Origin of the sequence: Pseudorhizobium marinum, assembly GCF_000705355.1 — a bacterium.
Classification (GTDB): domain Bacteria; phylum Pseudomonadota; class Alphaproteobacteria; order Rhizobiales; family Rhizobiaceae; genus Neorhizobium; species Neorhizobium pelagicum.
In genome coordinates, this window is sequence record NZ_JMQK01000018.1 from 59,932 (window position 1) to 84,083 (window position 24,152).

General features: G+C 61.0%; 37 protein-coding genes, 2 tRNA genes and 1 pseudogene. 13 read left to right on the forward strand and 27 right to left on the reverse strand.

Going from position 1 to position 24,152, the window contains the following annotated elements; all coding sequences use genetic code 11:
• Positions 1–54: 54 nt before the first annotated feature.
• On the forward strand, positions 55–816 hold the full coding sequence (locus EO99_RS0119045) for a hypothetical protein (RefSeq protein ID WP_156034894.1): 762 nt from the start codon (positions 55–57) through the stop codon (positions 814–816).
• A gap of 5 nt (positions 817–821) precedes the next feature.
• Here EO99_RS0119045 and EO99_RS0119050 read toward each other — a convergent pair whose 3' ends face one another.
• Both EO99_RS0119050 and EO99_RS0119055 read right to left on the reverse strand, forming a co-directional pair.
• Complete coding sequence (locus EO99_RS0119050; RefSeq protein WP_029620189.1) at positions 822–1,160, reverse strand: PilZ domain-containing protein; 339 nt, start codon at positions 1,158–1,160, stop codon at positions 822–824.
• Between the two features lie 125 nt (positions 1,161–1,285).
• Entirely contained in the window at positions 1,286–1,747 is a 462-nt protein-coding gene (locus EO99_RS0119055) for an Lrp/AsnC family transcriptional regulator (protein ID WP_077067118.1), read from the reverse strand.
• Between the two features lie 156 nt (positions 1,748–1,903).
• Here EO99_RS0119055 and ald point away from each other — a divergent pair, with 156 nt between their 5' ends.
• The gene (gene ald, locus EO99_RS0119065; RefSeq protein ID WP_029620190.1) at positions 1,904–3,022 is read left to right on the forward strand and encodes an alanine dehydrogenase; all 1,119 of its coding nucleotides are present in this window, start codon (positions 1,904–1,906) and stop codon (positions 3,020–3,022) included.
• 87 nt (positions 3,023–3,109) lie between these two features.
• Here ald and EO99_RS0119070 read toward each other — a convergent pair whose 3' ends face one another.
• The 8 genes from EO99_RS0119070 to EO99_RS0119105 form a co-directional block, all read right to left on the reverse strand.
• Positions 3,110–3,583: a DUF1203 domain-containing protein gene (locus EO99_RS0119070; RefSeq protein ID WP_029620191.1), complete on the reverse strand. Its 474-nt coding sequence runs from the start codon at positions 3,581–3,583 to the stop codon at positions 3,110–3,112.
• 74 nt (positions 3,584–3,657) lie between these two features.
• Complete coding sequence (locus EO99_RS0119075; RefSeq protein WP_029620192.1) at positions 3,658–4,215, reverse strand: GNAT family N-acetyltransferase; 558 nt, start codon at positions 4,213–4,215, stop codon at positions 3,658–3,660.
• A 4-nt stretch (positions 4,216–4,219) separates the two neighbouring features.
• Complete coding sequence (gene sseA / locus EO99_RS0119080; RefSeq protein ID WP_029620193.1) at positions 4,220–5,083, reverse strand: 3-mercaptopyruvate sulfurtransferase; 864 nt, start codon at positions 5,081–5,083, stop codon at positions 4,220–4,222.
• A gap of 22 nt (positions 5,084–5,105) precedes the next feature.
• Positions 5,106–5,843: an alanyl-tRNA editing protein gene (locus tag EO99_RS0119085; protein ID WP_029620194.1), complete on the reverse strand. Its 738-nt coding sequence runs from the start codon at positions 5,841–5,843 to the stop codon at positions 5,106–5,108.
• 6 nt (positions 5,844–5,849) lie between these two features.
• Complete coding sequence (locus EO99_RS0119090; protein ID WP_029620195.1) at positions 5,850–6,887, reverse strand: cysteine synthase A; 1,038 nt, start codon at positions 6,885–6,887, stop codon at positions 5,850–5,852.
• A gap of 187 nt (positions 6,888–7,074) precedes the next feature.
• Complete coding sequence (locus tag EO99_RS27865) at positions 7,075–7,395, reverse strand: hypothetical protein (RefSeq protein ID WP_077067119.1); 321 nt, start codon at positions 7,393–7,395, stop codon at positions 7,075–7,077.
• Positions 7,396–7,781: 386 nt separating this feature from the next.
• Entirely contained in the window at positions 7,782–8,159 is a 378-nt protein-coding gene (locus EO99_RS0119100) for a PH domain-containing protein (RefSeq protein WP_029620196.1), read from the reverse strand.
• Between the two features lie 251 nt (positions 8,160–8,410).
• Positions 8,411–8,485: transfer RNA gene (locus EO99_RS0119105), tRNA-Asn, on the reverse strand.
• Between the two features lie 174 nt (positions 8,486–8,659).
• Here EO99_RS0119105 and EO99_RS0119110 point away from each other — a divergent pair.
• Entirely contained in the window at positions 8,660–8,920 is a 261-nt protein-coding gene (locus tag EO99_RS0119110) for a hypothetical protein (RefSeq protein ID WP_029620197.1), read from the forward strand.
• Here EO99_RS0119110 and EO99_RS0119115 read toward each other — a convergent pair.
• Entirely contained in the window at positions 8,917–9,558 is a 642-nt protein-coding gene (locus tag EO99_RS0119115) for an exopolysaccharide biosynthesis protein (RefSeq protein WP_029620198.1), read from the reverse strand. The two genes, EO99_RS0119110 and EO99_RS0119115, sit on opposite strands and share 4 nt — an antisense overlap.
• Positions 9,559–9,912: 354 nt before the next feature.
• Here EO99_RS0119115 and EO99_RS0119125 point away from each other — a divergent pair, with 354 nt between their 5' ends.
• Positions 9,913–10,185, forward strand: a complete 273-nt coding sequence (locus EO99_RS0119125; protein ID WP_029620199.1) for a hypothetical protein — start codon at positions 9,913–9,915, stop codon at positions 10,183–10,185.
• A gap of 107 nt (positions 10,186–10,292) precedes the next feature.
• Positions 10,293–10,526 (forward strand): DUF6894 family protein, encoded by a 234-nt coding sequence (locus EO99_RS0119130; RefSeq protein WP_029620200.1) that lies wholly within the window; start codon positions 10,293–10,295, stop codon positions 10,524–10,526.
• Between the two features lie 22 nt (positions 10,527–10,548).
• Here EO99_RS0119130 and EO99_RS0119135 read toward each other — a convergent pair whose 3' ends face one another.
• The 4 genes from EO99_RS0119135 to EO99_RS0119150 all read right to left on the reverse strand — a co-directional run bounded on the left by EO99_RS0119135 (position 10,549) and on the right by EO99_RS0119150 (position 13,027).
• A complete protein-coding gene (locus EO99_RS0119135) occupies positions 10,549–10,947 on the reverse strand; it encodes a hypothetical protein (protein WP_029620201.1) in 399 nt (132 codons plus the stop codon).
• Positions 10,948–11,400: 453 nt separating this feature from the next.
• A tRNA-Cys gene (locus tag EO99_RS0119140) sits at positions 11,401–11,474 on the reverse strand.
• Between the two features lie 66 nt (positions 11,475–11,540).
• On the reverse strand, positions 11,541–12,767 hold the full coding sequence (locus tag EO99_RS0119145; protein WP_156034896.1) for a hypothetical protein: 1,227 nt from the start codon (positions 12,765–12,767) through the stop codon (positions 11,541–11,543).
• A gap of 14 nt (positions 12,768–12,781) precedes the next feature.
• Positions 12,782–13,027, reverse strand: coding sequence for a hypothetical protein (locus EO99_RS0119150; RefSeq protein ID WP_051679960.1), 246 nt, complete (start codon positions 13,025–13,027; stop codon positions 12,782–12,784).
• A 470-nt stretch (positions 13,028–13,497) separates the two neighbouring features.
• On the opposite strand from EO99_RS0119150, the gene EO99_RS0119155 reads away from it, so the two are divergent.
• The 3 genes from EO99_RS0119155 to EO99_RS0119165 all read left to right on the forward strand — a co-directional run bounded on the left by EO99_RS0119155 (position 13,498) and on the right by EO99_RS0119165 (position 15,131).
• On the forward strand, positions 13,498–14,184 hold the full coding sequence (locus tag EO99_RS0119155; protein ID WP_156034898.1) for a hypothetical protein: 687 nt from the start codon (positions 13,498–13,500) through the stop codon (positions 14,182–14,184).
• Positions 14,185–14,372: 188 nt separating this feature from the next.
• Positions 14,373–14,696 carry a DUF6894 family protein gene (locus EO99_RS0119160; protein ID WP_051679961.1) on the forward strand — a complete coding sequence of 108 codons (324 nt, stop codon included), beginning with the start codon at positions 14,373–14,375 and terminating at the stop codon, positions 14,694–14,696.
• A gap of 102 nt (positions 14,697–14,798) precedes the next feature.
• Positions 14,799–15,131, forward strand: a complete 333-nt coding sequence (locus EO99_RS0119165; RefSeq protein WP_029620206.1) for a DMT family transporter — start codon at positions 14,799–14,801, stop codon at positions 15,129–15,131.
• Positions 15,132–15,295: 164 nt separating this feature from the next.
• Here the strand turns inward: EO99_RS0119165 and EO99_RS0119170 are convergent, their stop codons facing one another.
• From EO99_RS0119170 to EO99_RS0119215, 9 genes are all read right to left on the reverse strand, one after another.
• Positions 15,296–15,712 (reverse strand): DUF968 domain-containing protein, encoded by a 417-nt coding sequence (locus EO99_RS0119170; RefSeq protein ID WP_029620207.1) that lies wholly within the window; start codon positions 15,710–15,712, stop codon positions 15,296–15,298.
• A 100-nt stretch (positions 15,713–15,812) separates the two neighbouring features.
• The gene (locus tag EO99_RS0119180; RefSeq protein WP_029620208.1) at positions 15,813–16,235 is read right to left on the reverse strand and encodes a DUF7694 domain-containing protein; all 423 of its coding nucleotides are present in this window, start codon (positions 16,233–16,235) and stop codon (positions 15,813–15,815) included.
• The gene (locus EO99_RS0119185) at positions 16,232–16,678 is read right to left on the reverse strand and encodes a recombination protein NinB (protein WP_029620209.1); all 447 of its coding nucleotides are present in this window, start codon (positions 16,676–16,678) and stop codon (positions 16,232–16,234) included. Before EO99_RS0119185 ends, EO99_RS0119180 begins: the two co-directional genes overlap by 4 nt.
• A 2-nt stretch (positions 16,679–16,680) precedes the next feature.
• Positions 16,681–17,649 carry a recombinase family protein gene (locus tag EO99_RS0119190; protein WP_029620210.1) on the reverse strand — a complete coding sequence of 323 codons (969 nt, stop codon included), beginning with the start codon at positions 17,647–17,649 and terminating at the stop codon, positions 16,681–16,683.
• Positions 17,646–17,897 carry a primosomal protein N' family DNA-binding protein gene (locus EO99_RS0119195; RefSeq protein ID WP_029620211.1) on the reverse strand — a complete coding sequence of 84 codons (252 nt, stop codon included), beginning with the start codon at positions 17,895–17,897 and terminating at the stop codon, positions 17,646–17,648. Before EO99_RS0119195 ends, EO99_RS0119190 begins: the two co-directional genes overlap by 4 nt.
• A complete protein-coding gene (locus EO99_RS0119200) occupies positions 17,897–18,919 on the reverse strand; it encodes a hypothetical protein (protein ID WP_029620212.1) in 1,023 nt (340 codons plus the stop codon). The genes EO99_RS0119195 and EO99_RS0119200 overlap by 1 nt, the downstream gene beginning before the upstream one ends.
• Positions 18,906–19,163, reverse strand: coding sequence for a DUF350 domain-containing protein (locus EO99_RS0119205; protein WP_029620213.1), 258 nt, complete (start codon positions 19,161–19,163; stop codon positions 18,906–18,908). The genes EO99_RS0119200 and EO99_RS0119205 overlap by 14 nt, the downstream gene beginning before the upstream one ends.
• The gene (locus EO99_RS0119210) at positions 19,160–19,369 is read right to left on the reverse strand and encodes a hypothetical protein (RefSeq protein ID WP_029620214.1); all 210 of its coding nucleotides are present in this window, start codon (positions 19,367–19,369) and stop codon (positions 19,160–19,162) included. The genes EO99_RS0119205 and EO99_RS0119210 overlap by 4 nt, the downstream gene beginning before the upstream one ends.
• A gap of 5 nt (positions 19,370–19,374) precedes the next feature.
• A complete protein-coding gene (locus EO99_RS0119215) occupies positions 19,375–19,719 on the reverse strand; it encodes a hypothetical protein (RefSeq protein ID WP_029620215.1) in 345 nt (114 codons plus the stop codon).
• A 173-nt stretch (positions 19,720–19,892) separates the two neighbouring features.
• Here EO99_RS0119215 and EO99_RS0119220 point away from each other — a divergent pair, with 173 nt between their 5' ends.
• A complete protein-coding gene (locus tag EO99_RS0119220; RefSeq protein WP_029620216.1) occupies positions 19,893–20,129 on the forward strand; it encodes a hypothetical protein in 237 nt (78 codons plus the stop codon).
• Positions 20,130–20,438: 309 nt separating this feature from the next.
• Here the strand turns inward: EO99_RS0119220 and EO99_RS0119230 are convergent, their stop codons facing one another.
• The 3 genes from EO99_RS0119230 to EO99_RS0119240 are packed head-to-tail and all read right to left on the reverse strand — an operon-like array spanning position 20,439 to position 21,984.
• Complete coding sequence (locus tag EO99_RS0119230; RefSeq protein ID WP_156034900.1) at positions 20,439–20,942, reverse strand: hypothetical protein; 504 nt, start codon at positions 20,940–20,942, stop codon at positions 20,439–20,441.
• Complete coding sequence (locus tag EO99_RS0119235) at positions 20,932–21,255, reverse strand: hypothetical protein (protein WP_029620218.1); 324 nt, start codon at positions 21,253–21,255, stop codon at positions 20,932–20,934. Before EO99_RS0119235 ends, EO99_RS0119230 begins: the two co-directional genes overlap by 11 nt.
• A 33-nt stretch (positions 21,256–21,288) precedes the next feature.
• Positions 21,289–21,984, reverse strand: a complete 696-nt coding sequence (locus EO99_RS0119240; protein ID WP_029620219.1) for a LexA family protein — start codon at positions 21,982–21,984, stop codon at positions 21,289–21,291.
• Between the two features lie 51 nt (positions 21,985–22,035).
• Here EO99_RS0119240 and EO99_RS0119245 point away from each other — a divergent pair, with 51 nt between their 5' ends.
• From EO99_RS0119245 to EO99_RS26855, 4 genes and pseudogenes are all read left to right on the forward strand, one after another.
• Positions 22,036–22,314: a hypothetical protein gene (locus tag EO99_RS0119245; RefSeq protein ID WP_077067120.1), complete on the forward strand. Its 279-nt coding sequence runs from the start codon at positions 22,036–22,038 to the stop codon at positions 22,312–22,314.
• Positions 22,311–22,553 (forward strand): annotated as a pseudogene (locus tag EO99_RS28310) (DUF2312 domain-containing protein); the annotation flags it as partial. The gene EO99_RS0119245 and the pseudogene EO99_RS28310, both read left to right, overlap by 4 nt.
• A 644-nt stretch (positions 22,554–23,197) precedes the next feature.
• Entirely contained in the window at positions 23,198–23,386 is a 189-nt protein-coding gene (locus EO99_RS0119255) for a hypothetical protein (RefSeq protein WP_029620222.1), read from the forward strand.
• 404 nt (positions 23,387–23,790) lie between these two features.
• Positions 23,791–24,138, forward strand: coding sequence for a hypothetical protein (locus EO99_RS26855; RefSeq protein ID WP_156034902.1), 348 nt, complete (start codon positions 23,791–23,793; stop codon positions 24,136–24,138).
• Positions 24,139–24,152: the final 14 nt, after the last annotated feature.

Genomic DNA, 24,152 nt, shown 5'->3' on the forward strand with positions numbered 1-24,152 from the left:
ACACCGGGAAAGTGACAGTTCCGCTACATCGCAGCGCAGCTAATGAGTGTGTTGATGGTTTATGCAACCTTGTGTAAGGTGGAGCGTCAACTGCAACTGGGGGTCGTCATGTGGAAGATCATCTTGGTGGGTGGGATTGGCGGCTTGCTGCCGAGCCTGCAGGAGAAGTCGCAGGCATGGAACAACGGCATAATCGCCATATGGCTCATGACCGCCCCGAACATTTGGATCGCCATCCTCGTGGCGAGCGTGCCGATGATCATCTATTTCGTGATCGGAGCGCTGATGGCTGCCGTCTACGAAAGCCAGAGCGCACAGAAGGCTCTGTTGATCGGTCTTGGAGCACCGGCATCCATTCTCACCTATGTGAGCGGTGCGCAGCAAGAACCGAGCCAGTTGAAGGTGGCCGACGCAGTTCAATTTCGGATTATCGGCACGGCGCACGCCCAGTCTGGCGCGATACCTCCAGATGTCCAACTGAAACTGGACGGCAGCTTCCCCGGGCAGGCGTGCGTGGATTGCTCCGTTACCTTCCTGGGGGCAGACGGAAGGCCGATTGCGATCGAGCCGCTAGTGCCCTCTTCGCCGAATGCGCTCTCGGTGCCTGACGATACTGAGGTTCTTCTGTTCAAGGGGCCAGCGACGAACCCGGCAGAATTGGATTTGAGGCAGTTGGACACATCCCGTGTGGCAGGAGAAGGACCTGTGACATTGGACGTCGGAGTGAACAGGAGCTACTGGAACGACCTCGCCAGATCCTTTGGTGCACGCGATGTTAAGCCCTATAACTTCAGCATCGAGGCGGAGCAAAGGTAAGCTGGCTAACGGGCCAGGATCGGTTTGATGTCCCGATGGAAGAATCGAAAATAGGCGGAGACCTGCGCGGCGGCGTTCGAATTCGGGCGGAACTCTATGCCGAGGCGACCGGCGTGGCACCACTTCACGACACCTTCCAGAACGCCGAGTTCTTCGCTCTCGATTTTCACCGGACTGCCATTTGCAGCGTGGAAAGGACCCGCAAGATCAAGCGCCAGGCCGACGGCGGAGAGGTCGACGACCCGACCCTCGGCGGTCTGGCCGAAATATTTCACCGTGCCGGCAACGCGCGTTTTGCGACGTGGCGCGGAACGCACCTTCATGCTGAGGATCGGCGACGGCATGGATCACACCTGCTGTTGTTCTTCTGCCTCGATTGGTAACTGACAAAAATTGAAACAGGCCTACGACGACCGCTAAAAATGTTCGGGCCGCCCGGTTGTAGGTCCTGCGGGCGGTGAGGGTGTGCTCAGAGCCCCACGTTCGGACGGTCGATGATCTCGCGCAGGGCAAAGCTCGAGTTGATCTTGACCACATGCGGCAGCGCCGACAGCCAGTCGCGGTGGATGCGCTCGTAGTCTTCGAGATCCTTGGCGGCCACGCGCAGGATGTAGTCGTATTCGCCGGACATCAGGTAACACACGAGAACATTGGGGCAACGCTTCACCGCCGCTTCGAACTCGGTGAGCGTCTTGGCAAACTGCCCCGACAGCGAGATATGGACGATGACCATCATCTTGTAGTCGAGCGCCTTGTTGGAAAGGCGCGCGTGATAACCGCTGATGATCTGGTCGGACTCCAGTGCCGCCAGACGGCGCGAACAGGCCGATTGCGACAGCCCGACCCGCTGGGCAAGCTCTGCGTTGGAGATCCGTCCCTCCTGCTGGAGGATCCGCATCATTGCAAGATCGATGGAGTCTGGCTGCTGCACTTGCAAGTATCTCCGGAAAGCTGGCGTCACCTTGCAAATATCCACGAAAATCCGGCGGAAGCCAATCCACCTTCGCAAGGACATTGCTTGCGTTTTTTGGTCTGGTTTCATCCTCAGAACAACTGGCGGAATGCCATCAGAGGAGAGGAACGCTGCATGCGTGTCGGATGCCCGAAGGAAATCAAGAACCATGAATATCGTGTCGGCCTGACGCCGGGCGCGGTGCGCGAATATGTGGCGCACGGCCATGAGGTGCTGATCGAGACGAAGGCCGGCGCCGGGATCGGCGCCGACGACGGCGCCTATGTGGCCGCCGGCGCCCGGATCGTCGGCACGGCGAAGGAAGTGTTCGAGAGGTCGGACATGATCGTCAAGGTCAAGGAGCCGCAGCCGCAGGAATGGGCGCAGCTTCGCGAGGGGCAGATCCTTTACACCTATCTCCATCTGGCGCCCGACCCGGAGCAGACGAAGGGGCTGCTCGCATCCGGCGTGACGGCCGTCGCCTACGAGACGGTGACCGACGAGCGCGGCGGCCTGCCGCTGCTGGCGCCGATGTCGGAAGTTGCCGGCAGGCTCGCCATCCAGGCCGGCGCCACTGCCCTGCAGAAGGCGAACGGCGGCCGCGGCATCCTGCTCGGCGGCGTGCCCGGCGTGCTGCCGGCCAAGGTTGCGGTGATCGGCGGCGGCGTCGTCGGCCTGCATGCGGCGAAGATGGCGGTCGGCCTGGGGGCCGATGTTTCGATCATCGACCGCTCGCTGCCGCGCCTGCGCCAGCTGGACGACATCTTCAACGGCCGCGTCCACACACGCTACTCCACCATCGATGCCCTGGAAGAGGAGGTCTTTGCAGCCGACCTGGTGATCGGGGCAGTGCTGATCCCGGGCGCTGCGGCACCGAAGCTTGTCAGCCGCGACATGCTGTCGGGCATGAAACAGGGCGCGGTCATGGTCGACGTCGCGATCGATCAGGGCGGCTGCTTCGAGACCTCCCATGCCACGACCCATTCGGACCCCACCTACGAGGTCGAGGGCATCGTCCACTACTGCGTCGCCAACATGCCGGGCGCGGTGCCGGTGACGTCGGCGCATGCGCTGAACAATGCGACGCTGCAATACGGCCTGGCGCTGGCGGACCGTGGGCTTCGCGCGCTTGCCGAGGACAAGCACCTGCGCAATGGCCTCAATGTCCACCGGGGACGCGTCACCAATGCGGCGGTTGCCGAGGCGCTGGGATATGAGGCGCATGCCCCGGAGAGCCTGCTGGCCGTCGCCTGACGGTTGGGGAGGGCAGGGCGGCTGCGATGACGGCCGCCCTGCCTGCCGCAGCAGATCGCGGGTTGGAGTTCAAACGGCTGACGTCGGTCAGGCCCGGTCTACCCGGCACTGATAGCAATTGTTGCGCGCCGAACGGACATGGACATAGGCGACATCCGCCCGCGCCAGCAGCTCATCCGCACGGGAGACGATGTTCTTTTGAAGTGTCACTGCCCCTGTTCCATAGACGATGCGGTCGTCGGCGCCATAGCCGCGGAGAATGAAGTCGGGACTGGTGGTGAGGATCGGCGGCGGCACTTCGGTCGCCGCGTAACGCGGGCATGCTTCCGCATGCAGGAAGATCGGCCCCGTTTCCGCATAGGGCTGCAGCGCAGGAAACGGACGGTAGGCGACAACGAGCATATCCGCGCCTTCCGCAATATGGTCGAGGCAGTGGCGGCACGGCATGCCGCCGCCGGGTGACACCATCCGCTCCGGCCGGCGCCCATAGGCGTCATCGGCTCCGGACTGCAGCGCATGGGCATGTTCGGCGGGCATGGCGGTAAAGATCAGCGGGGGCATGATGGGCGGTCTCCGTGTTGGACCCGCTCATCCATCATGATTGCTACCGGACCAGCCACCCGATTCCTGCGATGTTAGCCGTCGAGCACCTTCAACAGCTCTTTGTCGGTCATCGGCTGCACGATGGCTTCGCTGGTCGACACGGGTTGAAAGCCCATCATCTGGTAGAGCTGCAGCGCCCGCGGGTGATCCAGCGTGTTGGTCGTGACCGTCACCTTCTGCGGCATGTCCTGCCAGGCGGCGTAGAGCGCCTGCAGCAGGAACCATTTGCCGATCCCGAGCCCGATGGCATGTTCGAAGAGGCCGAAATAGGAGAGTTCGGTCCAGTCACCGTTTTCCTTCGACAATTCGAAGAAGCCGGCCGGCGCGCCGTTGACGTAGAGCACGGTCACCGAAACCCGAGGGTTGTGGATGATGGCTGCAAGCTGCTCGTCGGTCATCTTCAGCCGGTTGTACCAGTGCCAGCGCTTGCCGACCTGCCGGTAGAGATAGCGGTAGAAATGCAGCGGGATGTCCGGCGCCCGGATGACGGCCGTCTGCAGGTTCACGGGCACCGGAAGCGAGGCCTTGGGCGGCGCCGTCATCTCGAGCTGGGTGACATGCGCCGTCAGGGGCGTGGGTATCTTGGCCATGCGTTCAGGTCCTGTCCGCTGCGGGACCGGTGACGACCGGCGTGTCGGAGTGTCCACCCCACTGCGTCCACGACCCGTCATAAAGTGCATTGTCCTCGTGCCCCACGGAGTGGAGCGCAAGCGTGATGATCGCGGCCGTGACGCCCGAGCCGCAGCTCGTCACCACCGGACGGTCGAGATCGAGGCCGGCGCCTTCCAGAATCGCGCGCAGCTCCGGCACGGGCTTCAGCTTGCCCTCGGCGGAAAACAGATTGGACGGCAGGTTGCGGGCGCCGGGCATATGTCCGGACCGAAGCCCCTGACGCGGCTCCGGCTCCGTTCCCTCGAAGCGCGCCGCGCCGCGAGCGTCGGCGATCTGTATGGTACCGGCATCGACGATCAGTCTCATCGTGTCGAGATCGATGACCTTTTCCGGCTGCAGGGCCGGCGTGAAGAGGCGTTCTTCGGGCGTTGGAACGGTTGTTTCGAGCGGTCGGCCCTCGCGCCGCCAGCCATCGAGGCCGCCATCGAGAACGAAGACGTTCTGGGCGCCCATGACGCGGAACAGCCACCAGCCGCGCGGGGCGGAAAAGATGCCGGGTCCATCGTAGATGACGATCCGGTCGGTCTCGCTGATTCCCATCTTGCCGACCGCCTCCGCGAACGCCGCGGGCGAGGGCACCATGTGCGGCAGATCGGTGGAATGGTCGGCAATCTTGTCGTGATCGAAACGGACGGCGCCCGGAATATGGCCCGCCGCATACTCGGCGTCCGCATCCCGCTTCTGGGCGGGGAGGTAGAAGGAGGCGTCGACGATTCGCAGGTCGGGGCTGCCGAGCTCCCCCTCGAGCCATTCGGACGAAACGACGAAACGGCTGGACTGGGTCATGGGCATCCTCATTTGATTGGCGTCAGATTTCCGCCGGAGCTTCGCCGAAGCGAATGCGGAACCGCCGGTTCTCCTTGCCCTTCTTTTCGATCTTGGCAATGTGGATGGCGCCGATCTCTCCGGTCCGGGCCACATGTGTGCCGCCGCAGGGCTGGCTGTCAACGCTGGAGTTGTCGCCGATGCAGACCAGGCTGACGCGCCCGAGCCCGACGGGAGGGCGTACGTTCTTCGATTTCACGATGCCCGGATTGGCTGCAAGCTCCTCGTCGGTGATCCACTGGAGATAGACCGGATGATCCGCATTCACGAGCGCCATCAGCTGCGCCGTCACCGCGTCCTTGTCGATCGTCTCGCTCATGTCGAAGTCGACGCGGGAATCATCTTCGCCGACGGCAGCGCCCGTGATCGGGTGCGGGCAGACCACGGACAGGAGATGGCAGGCCGTGTGCATGCGCATCAGGCGGTGGCGGCGATCCCAGTCGATGGCGAGCTTGAGCCGTTCGCCGACGAAGGGCTGCGGCTGCCCGTCGAGAGGCACGTGGAGGATGATGTCCTTGCTGGCGCCGTGCCTGGTCTGTCCGAGCTGGATCCGGGTCCCGTCCGCGCGTTCCAGATGACCCGTGTCCCCGGGCTGCCCTCCGGAGGTTGCATAGAAGCATGTCTGGTCGAGCTCTATCCCGCCATCCTCGTGGACGGCGGTGACGGTGGCTTCGACGGTCTTCAGGTAGAAATCGTCTCGGAAGAGGGCAGCAACGGGCATGGGGTCTCAGACTGTCTCGAACGGAACTGCGATCTCGGTCTTCGTCGTCAGCCATTCCGGCACCGGCAGTCCCTTGGAGCGCAGGAAGTCCGGGTTGAAGAGCTTCGACTGGTAGCGGTTGCCGTAGTCGCACAGGATGGTGACGATGGTATGCCCCGGTCCGAGATCCCGCGCAAGGCGCATCGCACCGGCGATGTTGATACCGGATGATCCGCCGAGGCAAAGGCCCTCGTGCTCGACCAGATCGAAGATCAGCGGCAGCGCCTCGGCATCCGAGATGCGATAGGCATAGTCGGGCTTGAAGCCCTCCAGGTTTGCCGTGATGCGGCCCTGGCCGATGCCTTCGGTGATCGAGGAGCCTTCCGACTTCAGCTCGCCATGGGCGTAATATTCATAGAGCGAAGCGCCCTCGGGATCCGCCAGGCCGATCTTCACACCCGGCTTCCTGGCCCGCAGACCCTGGGCAACGCCGGCAAGCGTGCCGCCGGAGCCGACGGCGCAGATGAAGCCGTCCACCTTGCCGTCGGTCTGCTCGAAGATCTCGGTGGAGGTTGCCCCCACATGCGCCTCGCGGTTGGCGACATTGTCGAACTGGTTCGCCCAGATGGCACCGGCGGGATTGCTCTTCGCCAACTCCTCCGCGAGGCGTCCCGACACCTTCACGTAGTTGTTGGGGTTCCTGTAGGGGACCGCCGGGACCTCGACCAGTTCGGCGCCCAGGAGCCGCAGCGCGTCCTTCTTCTCCTGGCTCTGGGTCTCGGGGATGACGATCACGGTGCGGTAGCCGAGAGCCTTCGCCACCAGCGTCAGGCCGATGCCGGTGTTGCCGGCGGTTCCCTCGACAATAATGCCGCCGGGCCGGAGCAGCCCTTTGCGTTCGGCGTCGCGAATGATGAACAGAGCCGCGCGATCCTTGACGGATTGGCCGGGATTGAGGAACTCCGCCTTGCCGAAGATATCGCAGCCTGTCTCTTCCGACGCCTTCTTCAGGCGGATGAGCGGTGTGTTGCCGATGGTACCGAGAACGGAGGTGTCGAGGGTCATGATGAAGCCTTCTGTTGGGCTAGATGTAGATTCCGTGTTCTCTGCGGACAAGCGGTCGGCGACAAGAAATAGCTGTCTCAGTTATCACCCGATCGCGGAAATTCTCTCCTCCTGCGTCTGGATGTCTCCAGAGAAAGAAAAAAGGCCGGTGATGACACCGGCCTTTTCACATCAGTCTGTCCCCAGATCACTCGGGGCAAGCTGCTTCCGGGATCGTCCCGCTCGGGGTGGACGTGGTCTTTTCCGCGCTCGTTTCGGTGCAACGATCGTCGTCACGGGTCGACGTGCTGTTGCTGTTGCTGGTGTTGGTGCCGCTATTGGCGGAGCTACCATCGGTAGAGCCACTGTTGCTTCCGGATCCACCCGTATCGCTGGAAGACTCACCGGTGGACCCACCACCTGTCGAGCCTCCGCTGGAATCACTTCCCCCGCCGCTGTTCGTCTGGGCAAGCGCGCCTGAGGCAAGAGCGAGAGTGAAGGCAGAGACGGTGAGAAGCTTGGCAAACATTCTTATTCCTCCGAGGATGGCCGTGCATTCGGCCTGATGTTGAGTACGGCGATCTAACCGTCAGCGAGGAAACTTGTTCCTGCTAATGTAGATCTTGCTCATTCATCTGCCGTTGGCGGCCCTTGCAGGAGGCTGAAATGTCCGCCCGGACAATGGCCGGGCCGGTCACGTTCGAGACGGTGCCGGCCCCTTCAGTGGAGCGCGCCATGGCTTCGGTGAAAAAAAGCCCGGTGCGGGAGGGGCACCGGGCTTGATGGTAATTGGCGGCTTGGGAGGAAGGGCGGCGCCAATCGATGCCGCGGGCACTGGGAGGAGGAGTGCGCCAGCGGCCTTAGCTAGATGGGGAGCGCCCCTTGAACTTGACATCTGACAAGTTGACGCACCGCCTACCGCAGCACGCCCGTCGCCAGCGCCCGCTGAATGCCCCGCACATCCGTTCCCTTCTTCAGGGTTTTGCTGATCGGCTCGCTCGTGCCCGAGACCCAGATCTTCAACTCCGAATCGAGGTCGAACGTGCCGGCCGTCTCCACGGCAAAGCGTGTGACAGCGCGGTAAGGGATCGAGGTGTAGTCGACCTTGCTGCCGGTCATGCCCTGGATGTCGACGAGGATGACGCGGTGCTGGGTGAAGACGAAGAAGTCCCTGATGATCTTGAAGGCAAGCTGCGGTGTCTCGCCCTCGATCAGGACACCGTCGAGGCGTTTGTTGAGGTCGGCGGGATCTACCGTAGATCCATGGCCGAGCAGTCCGTCGAATAAGCCCATCTCGATTCCTCCTGTTCGGCAACACCATGTGGGTTTCGCGCCCGCGTTTCCAAGGGTTTGGAGCCGACGCAGGCGTTTGATGCCAAGAGAAGCCGAGCGTGCGAGGGATGCGCGGAGACAGCGATTGGGTCAGAAGCGGCCCGTCGCGCTCTGCCGGCACCGGCAGCCATCAATCAAAAGTGGGGAGGAGAAGTGGGGAAGAAAGCGCCTGTCTCGCATTTCTGAACAGAAACAGACGCTTCTAGAAAATATGGCTCCCCGGGCCGGATTCGAACCGGCGACCTGTCGATTAACAGTCGAATGCTCTACCGCTGAGCTACCAGGGAACAACCGCTCGGTGGCGGCGTCGAGCGGGGTAATACAAATGCTTTGACCGTTTGCCAAGCGCTTTTTCTAAAAAAGTTCTGCTTGCTTGTTTTGCGCGGGATATCGCCCCATCTGGAGCCGGCACGGCTTGAGTTGCGAGGCAGACGGATTTGACGACGACGAAACGGAAATCGATGCGCTTCGGGATGGATCCCAAGAGCGGCAAGCTCGCGCTTGGCTCCTGGGACATACCCATGCCCCGGTCGCGCGTCGGGCGCATTGCGATCGGCACCGGCCTGATCACCGGCGGCACCCTCGGCTTCCTGCCGATCCTCGGATTCTGGATGCTGCCGCTCGGCATCATCGTCTTGTCGCATGACCTGCACTTCGTCAGGCGCCGGCGGCGGCGTGCGACGATCTGGTGGCAGCGCCGCCGCCAAAAGCCAAACGGCTAGGCGAACATCGCGGCGAGGCCCTGACCGGCGCCGTAGGCCATCAGGCCGAGCACCACGAAATAGATCACCGTGATGGCCAGAAAACCATATCCGGCCGCGACGATCAGCCCGTCGCGCTGGATCATTCCCGTCGTCAGCAGCAGAATCGCAATCCCCGGCAGCGTGTTGGAGAGCGGAATGAGGCCGAGGGGAAACATCAGAAGCACACCGCCGAACGCAATCGCCAGGCCATTGATGCGGTTCATCACGGCACCCGCCACGAATCCCGACATCCGGGGCTTGAGGTAGGCATCGAGCCGCGACACGAGAGCGGCGCCCTTCTCCAGCGCCGGGACCAGCTTGGTGGTGTCCAGCTTCCGGTCGAGGATCTGGCGGGGCATCCAGGGCAGCCGATTGAAGGCGACCGACAGGCTGATCAGGATGATGGCGAAGCCGAACACCGTGCTGACGCCCGGAATCGAAACCGGGATCAGAAAGGGCAGGGAGGCCAGAGCGCACATCAGCAGAAGGCCGTGCTCGCCGACCTCCGCCATCAGGGCGCGAAGTGTCACGGATGAGCCCGAGATTTTCGAGATCACGCCTCTCAGCGTCTCGCTCAGCGAGGCCGAGCTGTCTTTGAATTCCAAACCGTCCTGCACGTCCACACTCCTGTCGTCTCCGGAGAGTGGATGAATAGCAGCATTGATGGCTCCGGCAAAGCCGATCACCGGCTTCTGCCGATCTCCTACTTCGGCAGGAGCCACCGATCATAGCAGCCGCAGACGATCGCGAGCGCCAGAATGGCGAGCACGAACGGATTGAGCGCCGTCACGAATTCCAGGTAGTGCATCGCGGCTTCCTCCTCCGCAATTGGCCGATCCGCAGTCCTCCCCGCCGATCGATGCCCGATTTTAGCAGGTTTACGGTCCATCGCAAGTTTCACCGGTGAGAACTCGCCATTGCCGCCACGCCAACGAATCACCGACTCTGCCTTCGGGGTGAAGAGGACGGACATGAACCTGAGAGTGATCGATGGCGGGTTGGCGACCCTCCACGCGGATTTCGAACTGCAGGCGCCACAGCGGGCCGATGTCGAGAGAGAGGCGGAGCGGCGCCTGCGCCGGCTGGGCTACGACCGCTGGCGAGGCCGGCAGATGGCAACCGGCATTCCCATGCCCCGCGACATTCACTACCGCGCCCTCCAGATCGAGTTCGTCGCCAAGACGCTGGGCGGGCTGGCAACGATCCCGCCCGACTTCCGGTCCGACATCTACTGGCCCGCCTGATCCGCCGTTTTGCCTGCTGCTGTGCGAGCAGGACTTAGATCGGACGCTGCCTCCAAAGATGTCCTCGACGCAGGAACCTCCAGAGAGGATCGTGGTTCTGCGAAACCATGGCCAGATATTATTTTCATATTCGGGAAGGAGGCGTCCTCGAGCGGGACATCGAGGGCGCCGATTTCGCGTGTCACGAGGACGCCCAGCAGGAAGCCATGTCGTCTGCCCGGGAAATGGTTGCCGAGGCGGTTCTGCGCGACGAGATCATCGACGGCAGGGCCTTCGAGATCACCGCGGAAGACGACACCATCATTGCCACCGTCCCGTTCGTCTCGGTCATCCGGTTCTAGGGCAACGGCACAGGGTGTGCCGTCAGCAGCCTTCGCCCGCATCCCGCACGAGGTTCAGGATCATCCTGAAGTCTCCCGCCAGGGGGGAGGGTGGCTCGTCGATGTCCAGAAGCCCCTGCGGGCCTTCGTTGGTGACGACGCGCGCGTCTTCCCGCCTCGCTTTTTCATTGAGCTTGTAGAAGGCGCCGCCGAAATAGGCGAAGCGCGGACCCGAGAGTTCTGTGCAGAACAGGAGGATCGGGCCGATGTCGGGATATTGCGTTTGGAGCCTGGACGCCGTCGCGGGGCTGGGCAGGGACGATCCGATGTCCGTCAGCCGGACCACCCTGCCGGAAGCATACAGGTACTCGAAGCTCTCCACTTCAACAGACTGGGCATGCGCGCCGGGCACGGCGCCCAGAAGACAGAGAGCCGTGAACATCCTCGCGGTCCATCCACTCCTCAGGTCATGTCCTCGAACCATCTGCATCAGGCGCGGTGCGTTCTCGTCCGCGTGTTCGGCCTGTGAGTCGGTTCTGTCCGGCTTCTTGCTTCCTGGGCCGGTTGATCTGAACATCATAATCCTTCTGCGCAATCTGTCTTTGGCTATCCGGACATCTGCGGATCGGTGAGGTACGCACGGTGCATCCGGATTTCCACCACGCTTGCCGCTCTGACACCCGGAAAGGCAATCCGCAGTATGCCTTACCTCTCATGAAGCCGGTAGCCTCATCAACAATCCGTATGGCGCATCGGGCTTCGAGCCAAGCGTCTCCCGAGCGCAACGCATCTTGCTGATGAGGCAGCTCCCACGCACAGCGAAGAACATATGCCGATGCATCAGGCGCTTTGTCGTGCGTCGTCGACGGTGTCTGTTCGAGAATGGAAGGAAAATTGGAGGCCTCGCCCGGAATTGAACCGGGGTACGAGGATTTGCAGTCCTCTGCGTCACCACTCCGCCACGAGGCCGTCCGGGGGTATAAAAGCGTGTGGTGGCGGCGATTTAGAACGAATCCACATAGAGCGCAATAGGGTTCATTCTGAACGCTGTCCTTTTTTCGTTCTGAACGCCTGTTCGGATTGCGTTCCCTCAGAACCACCCATCCGGCGCTTCGTCGCCTCCAGGACGCGCTTCTCGGTCTCCTTGGCATAGCCTCGATAAGCGCTGCTGGTGCGGTGCTTCGACAGGGCGCGTCCCTGTCCTTCGGTGAGGCCCATCTCCTCCAGTTCCGTCATCCCGCCATGCCGCGCCTTGTCGATCGTGAAGCCTTGGAATCCGTTCTTGCCGGCGAACTCGTTGACCTCCTGCGACAGACGGCTTCCGTCTCCGAAGAGCTTCCCGCTCTTCTGGCAGACGATCGATAGCCCGTACCGCGGCACTTTCTTCAAAATCGCCTCAGCTTCCGCGTACAGCGCGACGACGGCTCCGTCCTCGTCGACATACTCCAGAGGGTGCTCAGCGCGCTCCTTGGTCTTCCTGTGGCCGATGATGATCTTGTCCGGCGCGCTCTCGCCCCGGTATCCGCTCCAGGCCGCATACCCGGCCCCGATCGATGATGGGCGCATGAGCCATTCGAAGGCCAGCACAGCCGCTGCGGCCAGCTCACCCCGATCTTTCTCGATGGCCTTCTCCGCGAAGGCATAGACCGTCATGCGGTCCGCGTGCCCTTTCACGGCCTTCTCCCGTTTCTTGACCACCACGCCCTCCCATGGATTCGGCGTATCGGCCCGGAACAGATCCGGGTGGTGGTGCCGCATGCGCTTCCACATGGCCTTGCAGTAGGTCACGGCCTTCTCGGCTGTACGGGCGGCGGCCTGGTCTGTGTGGAAGGCGGCATAGATCTTTGTCGCGGTGCTGACGCCGATCAGGTTGATCTTGGCATCTCCGACCCGGATCTTCTTTCCACCGGGGACGTCGAGCTCGATAGCACAGACGCGATCGAGGATCCGGCGGTAGTCCGGCCGGCTGAACTCAGCAACCCGCTCGAGGAACGCGTCGTGCCGGAGGTAGGCGTTGACCAGCCATTCCAACGTTCCATGTTTTGACGTGTCGGCGACGTAGAAGGGCGATTGCTCTTTCAGCCATCCGTCGAGCCGCTCGTTCCACAGTGCTGCGGCCTCCCTCAGCTCTTTTTCGCTCAGGTTTGCTCCCAGTGCAGCAGATAGATACGGGCAATTGCGCTTTCGGTAGCGGGTAGGGCATGTCCAATAGTAGCCGGTGGAACCATCGGCCAGCTTGCGGAATGACGTGTAGCGGGGCATCTCGACAGGTATCATCACAACGGAACCGGATCTCCGCCGCCGTGAGCGCTTTCCGGGTCGATCGCTTTGTCCAGATCGCTCTTCCGCCACGCCCTGAACTTTCCTTTGCCGGTGCCTGTCTCGATGAACGGGCGCGGCCAGACCGTCCCAACGCGGCTGATAAAGGCATCAACCGTCTTCTCGCCAGCATAAGCGGCCGCAAGCTCGTCCCGTAGGACAGCAGGCCAGCAACCCGTGGGAATGTAAGCTTCCTTCGCCATTAGTCCCCACTTTCCCCGTTATCCACAGTCCGGTTATCCACAGGCCGCACCCCCACCTCCCTCGGTGCGGGCGGTGGGGCCTCAGCCTTGAAGCGTCCATAGCCGCTGCAATCGGGGCAATCGCTTTCGCAGTCCTCGATCTCTTCCGTTGTTTTGGCGGAATCGTAGCGGTCCCAATCCTTGATAAGGTTCCCGGTCCCGGAGCACCGATCACACGGAATATCGCCGTCCTCACTCCCAACCAAAATCAATTGGGGCGCGGGCGGAGACTTGGTCGTGTTGCTTTCGCCTCCCAAACGAGGCGTGACAGCGGGCCTGTGGAAAGCGGTGATGTTCCTCAAGTGGGTTGTTGTTGGCGGTAATTGACGTGATGGCCGTCGTGCGCTCCTGTCGTAGCAGCATGCGGCTGTCGAAGGATAATCGGTAGGATGAAGAACGAGGGATTTAGATTGCCGGCGCGGACGAGAGAGATGCTCTTCGACCTCGTGCCGACGGTTAGTTTTGTTATCGTATTTATCGTTATTGCCGGAGACCCAGGGCCAGACACCTTCTACGACAGGCTGGCCAAATTCAACGGCCTGATAGCTGGAGCTCTTGCTATATTCGCTGCGTACATCACGGTTCGAGCAATGCGTAGGACGGATGCGGAGCAAGAGCGGCGACACCGCCGCGAGATGAGGCAGTTGCTGCGGAATGATGTTGCGCGAGTCGAACGGCTGATCGATATCACGCCGCTTCAGCTCAATCGGTTCCTTGCAACGATTCCCAACGTTGAGCTCACCAACGAGTTCGAGCCGCTTTGGACGCCTGCCAACTCCCGAACCCTTGCGCATGCTATGTTCACGGCGAAGAAAGCGGCGGAGTTCTTCACAAACTCGCTCATCTCGGACTGCGAGCATTTGTTCGATGCCACGCTGACCATAATTGTCGGCGACTGCCGGGAGTGGGCGGATCAGGTGCTTCTCGTTATGCCCGAAACCGGTGAAATTGCCGCCCTCTTCAATCCTACGGAGAAGCCGGAGTGGGCTAACCAGTTTCTGATGGTCTGCCTGAGCCAGTTTTCCGACATCTCGCGAGATTTCGCAGTAGCGGTCGAAACCTGGGGACGAGCGATCCTCAAGGACGCTGAGGAAATTAAGGAGCAGCATCACGAGTAACCTCCCTCCCTTTGAAGGTGCCGGAGCTTCCGGCTCGTCACATCCGCGAACACTGATGCTTGCGACCTTCGGGCCGTCGAAGTTTGACCAGCCGAGCGTCGCAAACTGGATTGGGAAATGTACGCTTCTGCACAGGAACCTTCGGCAGCAACGCACGGTTCGGCCAGAGTTGATGCGGAGGATCTCTGATGCCGAAATACTTCCTGCACCTGAGAGAGCGTGATGACCTTATCCGGGATCTCGAAGGTGCCAATTTCGTAGATCTCAATGCAGCTAGGGACGAATCGCGCCAAGCCATTCGGGACATTGTGGCCGAGCATATAGCGGCTGGGGAGGAGCTCACGCTTCAGACGATCGAGATCTGTGACGAGCAGGGCAACCACGTCGCAACCGTCAGTGTTGCCTCCTCCATCTCTCCCACCATCCTGGTCTCCCAGGATACGTTCGAATCGGATCTCTCCAAGTACTTTGACACTGGTGCCGCCCGTTGCAGCGACATCGTCCGCAGGTAACCGCATATTCGCCTGGGGCGGTGGCGCTCGTTCATCACGAACAGTTGTGCGTGACCCTCCTTTCGGTTGTTGCTTAAAGGAGGATCCAACCCGGAGCCACCCATGCTGAATTTTGTCTTTCTCGGAATTGCTATCGTCGGTGAGGTGGTCGCCACCAGCGCCTTGAAAGCTTCGCAAGGTTTCACACAGCTGCTTCCGAGCCTGATCGTTGTGATCGGCTACGGAATCGCTTTCTTTTTCCTCTCGCTCACCCTGAAGGTAATCCCGATCGGCATCGCCTATGCTACTTGGTCTGGTGCCGGGGTGGTGTTGGTCGCATTGATCGGCCAACTCTGGTTTCACCAGAAGCTGGACCTGGCGGCCGTCATCGGGATGGGATTCATCATTGTGGGCGTTTTGTTGATGAACGTCGTCTCCAAGGCCGGCGGGCACTGACAAATGTGACCGGGGAGCGGGGGTGGCCGGCAAAACTCCCTTCCCGTCGCACACGTCGCACAGCAGCGAGGGATAGCCGACAGGGCAAGTCTCGTCCTGCTCCACCTTCGTGCAATCGCAGGAGGCGAAGTTCTCATGCACTCCGGCCGCTCGTTGACGGTCTGTCATGGCTGTCCCCTTTCCCGAAGGCGTCCGGCATTCGCCAGCACCTGATTGATGATCGCTGTCGCAAAAGGCTGCGCATCGTCTCCCATGTCGGAGTAGAGGCCGAAGATGGTGAGCGCGAGAATATGTGGGTTGATGCCGGTGCGGCTCCAGAACCGTTCCTCGCCGTCCTGATGCTGCTCGTAGTGGGATTCCCGGCTGAGGGGCAGAACCCAGCGATCTGGAGCCTTGCGGCCCTTTCCCCGACCATAGTGCCCGAATTGCGGGGCAGCCATCGACAGGTGCGCGGCCTCAACTCCGTACCGCCCCGTCACCACGCATGGCAGCTTATGGATGAACGAGAGATAGCCCTTGTTCTTCGACGGCTTGATCTTCGGGAACGATATGGCTGCCTCTTTGCGGATCTGCATAGCCATTAGCGTGCCCTCCGCTGCCGAGCGACGAACCGGGCGTTGGACTGAGCGCCTTTCCAGGCCAGCCAGGGGCCGAGGGCGCGACGGATGAAAACGAGGGTCATCATGCTGCCACCTCAAGGTTGCTGCGCGGGGCAAGGGTGAAGGGGAGGCGGCTCGGCAGCACCCACATGTGATACATATTGGCTTCGTCGACGAGCTCAGCCGCCGGCGGCATGACCTGCACGGCTGTCGCTTCCTCTCCGCAGATTTCGTTCTTGATCCGCTGCATGTCGCGCCAGGGTGGTTCCAGCTGCGAGGCGGTACGGATGGCGAGGTGATCTACCTCGTTACCCTGCTCGTCGAGGAACGGGCGGATTAGAACGACATAGAGGTTGTTCGCCTGAACGTGGCGAACCTGCTTGCACCACCCGTTGCCGCCGGGTATGCCGCCCGGCAAGTTGGTTACACGCCACGGGCCCCAGTCGCCTTTCAGACCCTTGCGCTCGATCGCACGCGCGGCGAGACGTTGCTGACGGTTGGTCATGCGACCCTCCGATCATTGGCGCCTTCGTAGAAACCACCACGGATCGTTTCCGTCAGGTGGATTCCGTGCGTGTCGCAGAAGGCGAGGGCATAGGTGATCAGGCTGGCGGCACGGCCGACCGACATGCGAGCCGTGCTCTCGCGGATGGTGACGAACTCGTTCTCAAGGCCGGGCACTATCTCGACTTCGCCGGCCGTCGCCACGGTATGCCCAGACACGAGCAAGACCTTCCACGCTTCGGCGTCTCTCGCCTTCCCGGCCCACTTGCGGCCGGAGTTGGCAATGTCGGTGCAGATCGCGTGAAATTTGGCGTTCTGGTCGACGCTACGGGTCTTCGGCCCAAGAGATACGGCACTGCCTTCCTCTGCCGCCTTGATCGCCTCGATGGCGTTGGCGCGGACCTTGTCGTTGATGAGGATGAACCTCTGGCGTTGTTGGCTCATGGTCAGCCACCATTCAACGGCGATAGCTGCGCCAACCGTCGGCGCTTGATCGACAATGCCGCGTCGATCATGTCGGCGTGACCTTCAGTCTCAAGAGTGGCCGGGGCGTCGAAGTCATTCCAGATCTCTTCGACGTCGGCTTCATCCTTCGCGCCGGCGACGGCCGTTTCGATCTCGCTGAGGAAGCCGCCAAGGTCGAATTCGCTTTCCGGCGGCTGTTCGAACTGAGCCGGCTCGGCGTTGACCGTCTTGGCGGATGGTGGCGCAGGCGGCTTAGGAGGTCTCGGCGGGGTCGACTTGCTTTCGGCAGCTGGCGGCGTGATGTCGCGCATGCCTTCCGCTTCTGCTATCTCGCGAGCCTCGAATTCGTCGCGGATGCCGCCGAGGACGTCGCCGAACAGTTCGCGGAGGCAATAGCCGGCCGCGCGCCACGCAAGCATACGCTGCGGGAAGCGAGCCCATGGCGTATCGTTTGGCACATCCTTCCAGACCTGCTGGTTGTTTTCCCACACCTTCCGGCGAACAGTCGCGCTTGTCGGCCACAGACCGGCCCTAACAGCATCTTCCTGACTGAACTCGACGCGCTTCTCTTCGCTGGTATCGCTGCGCTTTGCCTCGCAGAAGCCAACCATCTTGCCTCCGACCTCGTCACAGCCGGTGCGAAGGTAGGCGACCTTGCCAGACATGCGGACGACATTGATCAGTCCGTCGCCGTAGAGCGCCGGCTTGCCGTTGATGACCGTGAAGCTACGGAGGCTAACCATCGGCTTGAGGCCGAGCTCAGCGCCGGACATGATGGCAACCGCAACCGCGCTGGCGGCGTCGTCACCGGTGAGCTTCCCAATCAGGGCAGAAGGGGCAAGGCCAGAGGCAACGACTGTTCGCGCCATGCGGAAGGTTTCTTCGAAGGTCTGAGGAACGATCGCCATAACCTGGCCGCCACCAGAGAGCGCTGGCATATGAGCGTTCATGCCGCTTCTCCTTCGCTGGTGGCTTCGGGCTCGACGATACGAAGGATCGACTTCTGAGCCTTCTCGGAATCGTCCTTGATCGCGACGACCTCGACAGTCGTTTCGCCTCGCGCGGTCTCAACGACCACCTTGCTGCCAACCTCGACGAGGGCAGCCAAGCCGTTCGGGATGAAGTAGTCATAGGCCTTGTCGTCCTTCTGCCACTTGAACTTGACGGCGGCGACGGTGAGGGGATTGGCTTCGGTCATCACGCAGCCCTCTGTTCTGAACGGATTGCCATGCCTGCCAGTTCGACGCCGGATCTGGCGGCGCGGTTGGCGAGTGTCTCGACAACTTCGCGGATTTCCGGCCGGTCCTTCAGCGCGAGGAGCAGCTTCTCGAAATCGAGGATCTCGGCATAGGTGAAGGTACGCAGAGCCACGCGGGCACCCGTGCGGCCGGCGCTGGCATTTCGAGCCTGAGCATCCCGCTCAGCGTCGGCAGCCTGTCTGGCAAGACGTTCTGCTTCCGCGATCCGGTTGTTCTTTTCGGCAATCGCTGCGACGTCTGCCGTCTCTTGATTGTCGTTCTTCGCAGCGGCTTGCTCTGCCGCGACACGGGCGGCGTCGGCTTCTCGCTGGATGCGGTCAGCTTCCTCGCGGGCCTTGCGCTGGCGTTCCAGTTCGATCCGCTGCTGTTCCTGCAGGTAGGCATCCATGTGACGCTTGAGCATTTTGCTCAGGTCGGCAGGATCCTCCTTAAGTCCGCGCCACTTGTCGTCGACGCGCCGGCTCTCGTCGAGGCTCGGCTGCTTCTCGACCTTGTGCAGGTCTGTTGCCTTCTTCGCGATTGTCGATAGCCGCTTCGCCCAGACAGCCGCGCGGTCGGCGTCGGTCTGTGTTGTGATCGGCTTCTTGAGGAATGCAGAGACCTGCTCCTTTTCGGCTTCGAACTCGATTTGCAGGGCTTCGAACGGGTCAGCCGGGAGGTTATGCCCGATGGCTGGAGCTTCTGGCTCATCGTCCCATCCGCCGCCCTCGATGGCCTTGGTGTAGGCTTCGTAGGTGATCGGGTTCCGGCAGCACCAGGTCCAGATGTCAGCAGCGCTGATTGCGCGCTCGCCTCGCATGGCGTGCCATTCGCCGTCCTCGAACCAGATCGCGACGGGCTCCCAGGGCTTATCCTTGAAGCGTGTGCGGAAGTAACCCTGCTGCGGATCGCTGTCGTGGATCGGACCGAGCTTGCCGGCGAGGGCGTCCTGCCACCATTTCCATGCGTTATCGTTGGACATAGATGTTCTCCTGGTTGGCACGGGCGAGCTTCTGGCTCTCCGGGATGGCGATGAAGAAGAAGGAAGCGATGACGGCGGCCATCGAGAGCGAGGCGCCGAACATCATCAGCGCTGTGTTCGCGTTGCGCTTGGCGATGATCCGACGAAGCTTGGCCTCGTCTTCCTTTCGGCGGGTTTCGATGCGGCACTGACCAGTAGGGCAGGCGCAGCCGTTGAAGGCGCGGGTGGTGCAGGGCGCGCTCATTCTGCAGCCTCAAGAACAGGCACTGCAGCAGGGGCCGCAGCTTCAAGCCGATAACCCATGATCCGGGCAATATCTTCGAGGTGGCCGCGAGCCTTTGCCTCGAACAGCTTCTTGTCTCGATCTGTGTCGGACCATGCGAGAGCGAAAAGGAAATCGCTCAAGCCATGAGCATGATGGTGGGCTTCGAAGACGCGTGCGTCATTCATGGCGTTCACTCCGCTGCGATCGAGTAGTGGAAGGGGACGGAGGCGGAGAACGGGAAGCCGTCGGCGACACCCTTCCATTCCAGAGCCTTGCGCTGCTCAGCCGAGTAACCGACGAGTTGGTCGCGGTAGGGGATGGGGTCCATCAGATCGAATAGCGGGCCCTTGGCGGCCTTGGCGATGCCAGCCTCGCGCAGCTCATGGCACTTGCGGACGTACTGCAGGTACCGGGCGGAAGCCTTCGGAGCGTTCTTGCCAGCAAGGTGCAGGCGGCGGATCTTGGTGATGACCTCGTTCAGGTCAGCGACGTTGATCCTCAGTGCGTCGGCGGTGATGTCTGCTGTGGTCTGCATTGCTGCTCCCCATCGGTTGATGAGGCAAATGTATGCAAATCACACATATGCGTCAATAGTGTCTGTATGAAAAACGTACACTGTGCAGGCGGGAGAGAATCTTTTTCGAACTGCCGAATCAGTCTGGACTCTCTCTTGTCGTTCTGGCTTCATAAGAACGAAAGGAGAACAAAATGGCTGTTGCAATGATGAAATCGCAACCCCCGCTTCGGCTTCACCTCCGCTGCGAGAACTGCCTGCGGGAGAGTTCGAAGCTGTTGGAGGTGCCGGCGGAAGTCGATTTGCCGAACGACGCGCAGGATCTTGCGGCCGAAGGCTACCTAGACAACGTCCAATTCTATTGCGTCCATTGCGACAGCTCGATTGGAAAGCTGTTCGCGATCAGTGGAGGGAAGGGCTATGCCGACTGAGAGGGAAATCTTGGAGTTCATCATCGTGCCGCCGTATGAGCGGTGAACCGAGGTTGCGGCAGCCAAGGAGGGGCTGGCCGACTACCTGGGGCGCAAGCTCCCAGGCTACAGCTTCAAGATCGGGCCGTTCGCACCACTGGGAGACGACGTAGAATTCCGTCCTGCCGGTCATGAACTTTCTTGGCGATGACGGTAAGAGCTATATGTGCGAGGAGCCAAGGCGCTGGCTGCTGCAGGAGGTTTCTATCGCATGCGCGGCTTTTGACTCAAAGGGGAAGCTTAGCTTGCCGCTTTAGTGAATATCTACTGTTAAGGTGATGTCGGCCTTGGACGCGTCACTTGCAGCAGTTGATCAAGCTTTCTGTCGAGGTCATCTATACGTGTTTTCGAACTGTCTACTGCGGTTTGCGCGGCCCGTTGTGAGACCTGCTGAGCATCCATCCCGAGAGAGAACCATTGAGAGCCGAATGCCATCACGGCAACTGTCAGGCCGAGCGCGGCAATTGCGGTCAGGATGACCGTCATTTTGATCCCAGCCGTCGAATTCTCCACGTGCGCGGACCTGACATTCATCGTATCTAGTCGGCCGGTTATCTCAGCACGCATTAGCGAAAGTTGCCCCATCATTTCGGCAAACTTCGCATCGGTGCGCGCTTCAGCAGCCGCGATTTTAGCATCAACTACGTCCATACCTCCTGATGTGCCACCTCCGCCACCATGTTGCAAGTAATTGTCGGGATCACGCAGCTTCGAGGGAAGCTTGCTTTTGTAGCGGTTCAAAAGATCAACGATCTCTGCCGATTCAGGATTCACCGCTCTGTCCGCCCTCTGTTGTGCTGGAGTCAGTCTGCATCTTCACCGTCTTTTTGACAGCATCAGCGAAATTTTTATTAATCGCCAATATCAAAGGTCTCAGCCTTTGCATGGCATTGATTTTTTCTTCTAAGTCGTCGGAAGCTCCTAGATCGAACAGCTCTGAGACAACGTCGTTCATTAGCAGCATGTAAGCATAAATCTCGGCCAGCTCACCTACAGTGGCTGGGCGGTTTGATCGCCCGAGCTTCTCCAGTAGTGTAGCCCGAAGTTGTTCGGTGCCTTCGTCGATTGAGCTGTTGTCTTCGTCCACTCGAATGTACCCCTACTTTGCTCGCACGCAGCTTCAATATCCTGGCATCGTATTCAGCACCATACGCACGACGGCGATGACCTCAACTGACGCACCGTCGTCAGCGTCGAACTGGCGTTGTACGATGATCGGCTTGTGCTTTGGATTGCTCGATCGCGGGTGAAATTCTGTCCGGTCCTCGTATATCTCGATCTGCTTGACGGACCATTCCCGCATCTGACCCCCGTCGCGAGACCGCTGGACTACGACAACCATCCCGTCTCGAAGAACAACGCGATCGGCAATGTCTTCATAGGCTGTGGCTACAATGGTGTCGCCGGGAAGAATCGGGCGAGGGCGCAGCTCGTTCATGCTGTCGCCTTCAACCTCGAAGGTCAGCTGGCGAGCATTCGGGAAGTTCTCATCGCGCGGAACGCTGATCTCTTCCGGTTCGGACTGATCAAACTCGTCGACTTCTCGGAACAGGCCGGCCGCCACAACGCCAGCCTTGCGCGCCTGCACCCATTTTGCCGTGGACGGTGACAGCTCGGACCCCGGCGGGTCGACCTCCAGGTATGCGGCAATCTTCGGGATCTCGTGAACCTTGAGCTTGCGCTTTCCCTTTAGGAGCTGGGTGATCTGGGGATGTGCAATGCCAAGGTGAGCAGCAAGGCCCACCTGTGTTTTGCCCGGCTGTTTCAGGGCGTCTCGGATCCAGTCCAGGTATATGTCATTCGGCGCGTCAATCATTGTACAATTTTCGCACAGCGCACTGAAACATGCATTTAGCAAAATCGTACAATGGCTATTGCCATTACTGTACGTTTATCATACATTGCCGGAATGAGATGCGAACCGGCTAACACGATCATCAAGAAGTTCAACGGCTTGAAGCCTCTCGCTGAGGTGACGCGGGTCCAGCCGCATACCGTCATGCGCTGGCGGATGCCGAAGGCCAAAGGCGGGACCGGCGGCGTGGTTCCGCACTGGCATGTGCCGGCCATCCTCGAAGCAGCGAAAGATCGCGGCTTAGACATCCGACCGACTGATTTTGCTCCCGTGATGGAGACTGCAGCATGAGTGACGCGCACGGCGTAGCCCGAGATCAACTCCGAGCCTTCGTAGAGCGGATCGAGCGCCTCGAAGAGGAAAAGAAGATCATCGCCGACGACATAAAGGATGTTTTCGGAGAGGCCAAATCCATGGGCTTTGACACGAAGATCCTCAAAAAGGTCATCGCTCTTCGCAAGAAGGACGAGCAGGAGCGGACGGAAGAGGAGCTGATCCTCGACACCTACCTCCAGGCGCTCGGCATGATCCCGCAGATTGAGCTTTTTGACGACGAGGAAGCGCCAGTCGCCAAAAGACAGCCAGCAATGGCTCTGCAATCCCCGCGTAAGGCGGCGGAGGCGGTATCCGAGAGGACCGTAACCCAGGACAAGGCATTCTCGTCCGACCTGGTCGACGTCATTACGACTGAGGCTGAGGCTGGAGTATCGGGGCAACCTGAGATGATCCCAGTTCTGACCGGGCAGTTTCCCGGCGTGAACGTCAGCGGCCCCGAAAAGGCAGGCGTGACGGGCGGAGAGAGTGCCGCAGCCCATTCCCCATCGGATGACGACGCAATCGCTGCAGTGAAGGGCAAGGCCCGACTGGCGAACGTCGCTGACGTTGAACCGTCGTCGTCCGCCCCCATAGCTCCGGCCGCTCATGGCGAAGCCGAGGCCCCCAGCGCCGCGAGCGTAAGTCTCGATGATGGAAGCAGCGCCGCCGCCAACACAGGAGGCGGTCATGTAGACGACGTCAAGCACGCCGCAACACAAAATGCCGATGGGCTCGTCGAACATATCCCGTCGACCACCTTCATCCTTCGACCGAACTGTCTCAGGCCAGATAGCTGCGCCGGTCATGGATCTAACCACTGTCATAGCTGCAAAGCCGCGATGCGAGAGAGGGAACTGGCATGAGCTCGGTCATCACCCAAGACGGCACCTGCATCATCATCGATCCCGAGGTTGGCGAGGTATCCGCCCGATCGATGGAAGAAGCTGAGGCTGAGGTCCGCCGGCGCAAAGCGCTCCGGAACCTGCGTTCCGACGGCGGTCTCAACATCACCCATCGACACAGCGAAATCCAATCGGGCGCGGCCTGAAACAAGATTGACGGGGATCTCCTCCCACCCGTCAACGCTGGTCCCGGTCTTCCTCCTCCTCCCGGGCCGGGGCCAGCACCTTCAACCTCACAGGATTGCCTTTGAGCCTCATCACGACGGCTTGGACACTCCCACCGAGGCGGTCGAACGGTGCTGGTGGCGGCGAGGGGTCGCCACCAGCGACCAACCCTCCCGATGCGGCGGTAGAGGGTCGGCGAGGGAACCGAATGACGGTTGGCCCAGGCGGACCGGAGACGGCGGGCGAAAGCCCTGCAAGGCGATCACCGCCGTCTCGTTTTTCGATCTGAGTGTCTTTCGACTCCATAGGCCTGCTCCTTGAACACGAGCATCCAACCACAGGGGTCGTCGGAAAAATGCGGAAAAAGCATCGGAAAAATCCGAAAATGAGCACAGTAGATTTTTGCCAAGAAGCACTGAAGACGCGGATCGCTCCGCCCTCGCTGGGCAGCGTCAAGCGTCGCATCACCGTAGCCGCCCGCGAAATGGGCTGGTCGGTCTCAAGAACAAGAGACGTCTGGTACGCCGATCCTCGTGTGTCGATCGACGGAGAAGAACTGCGCGAAATCGAGATGAAGGCAGGCATCGAATATGGCCGAGAAGAAGCACGAGACCTTGATGCAGCGATCGGTCGAGCCACTGCGCTCCTGGTGGAAATGCAGGCGCATAGCCCTCGGACGCTGGCTCATGCGCTCATCGAAGCAGCTCGCATACTGGCTGGCTCCAGAGCTTAAGGACGAGAAGGGGG